The following is a 1,475-nucleotide window of genomic DNA, read 5'->3' as shown; positions in this document are numbered from 1 at the left end:
GTGTATTGGAAACAGTGAAAAAACTTCGCTGGTGTCCTGATGTCATTCACTGTCATGGCTGGATGACAGCTTTAGCTCCTCTTTATATTAAGAAAGCCTATAAAGACGAACCTTCTTTTCGCTACGCTAAAGTGGTATTCTCTGTTTATGAAGATGATTTCAAGAGTACACTTAGCGACGATTTCGCAGCCAAATTGATGCTGAAAGGTATTTCTAAAAAAGATTTAGGTGATTTGAAAGAGCCGGTAGACTATGCTGCTCTGTGCAAACTCGCCGTTGATTATTCGGACGGAGTAATACAAAACAGCGAAAAGGTAGACGAGTCTATTATTGAATATGCCCGCCAATCTGGCAAATTGGTACTTGACTACCAAAACCCGGAAAACTATGCAGATGCCTGCAACGAGTTCTACGATCAGGTATGGGATGCTACTGCAAACGAAGAAGAATAAAAAAATCAAGATACGACGATCATGAAAGCAAAATACGCCTTAATAGTTTTACTGGCAATCACCTTTTGGGGTTGTGATGACAACACTGCCGGACTGGGATTGAGAATGTTTCCAGAAAGCGACCGGGATATCAATGGAAAGCTATCTACATTTGATGTAATTACCGAATCTGTTCATGCCGGTAAGATATATGCAATGACAAATGTCGGTTATGTAGGTAAGTTCACTGATGAAACATTCGGAACTTATCAGGCAGGTTTCTTGGCACAACTAAATTGCCCTGAAGGAATGACTTTCCCTGGAGTATACAATAAGACAGCTTTAGACAGCAAAGGGAAAGCTACTCAAATAATGGTAGGGGACGATAATGAAGATAATAAAGATGTCACTTTCATACGTGATGATGAAAATAAGATTATTGGTAACATCCATACAATCGAACTTTACCTATGGTATAGCAGCTATTTTGGAGATTCATTAACTGCATGTCGTTTAAGTGTTTACGAACTAGGAGAGGCTGAAAAAGAACTTAATCAAGAGAATGCATATTATACAGATATTGAGCCTGAAGAATTTTATAATCCTGAAAATCTACTGGGAACTAAGGCCTATACAGCAGTCGATTTATCTGTTAAAGATTCTATCCGCAAACTCAGTACATATGTACCTAGCGTACATGTTTCTTTTAAACAGGACGCTGCAATAGAAATTGGCACAAAGATTATACAAGAAGCTAACAAATTTGGCGTTAATTTTGATAATAAAACATTCAGAAAAATATTCAAAGGCATTTACGTAAAAAGTGATTATGGTGATGGTACTGTGCTTTACATAAACCAAGCTCAAATGAATGTTGTGTATAAATGCTATGCAGTTGATACACTCACTGGTATTAAATTGAAAAAGAAAGTAGCAGAAGAAGATGGAAAATATAAAGACTCGACCTACTATGGATATCGTACCTTTGCCACTACTCGTGAAGTAATTCAAGCTAATCAATTAAAAAATGAGACACAAACGATA

The 1,475-nt window shown here is 37.2% G+C and carries 2 protein-coding genes; both read left to right on the top strand.

Annotation, left to right across the window (positions count from 1 at the left end):
* Positions 1-452, top strand: a 452-nt coding sequence (locus AB5935_RS24800; protein ID WP_368327734.1) for a glycogen/starch synthase, incomplete at its 5' end; no start/stop codon positions are given.
* A 21-nt stretch (positions 453-473) separates the two neighbouring features.
* Positions 474-1,475 (top strand): DUF4270 domain-containing protein (locus tag AB5935_RS24795; protein WP_368327733.1); only part of this gene is annotated, 1,002 nt, incomplete at its 3' end.

It is taken from the genome of Phocaeicola sp. RTP21198st1_B8_RTP21198_201120 (genome assembly GCF_040929485.1).
GTDB classification, from domain to species: domain Bacteria; phylum Bacteroidota; class Bacteroidia; order Bacteroidales; family Bacteroidaceae; genus Phocaeicola; species Phocaeicola dorei.
Note: the sequence above shows the minus strand (reverse complement) of the source record. Positions and strands in the feature narration are given on the sequence as shown.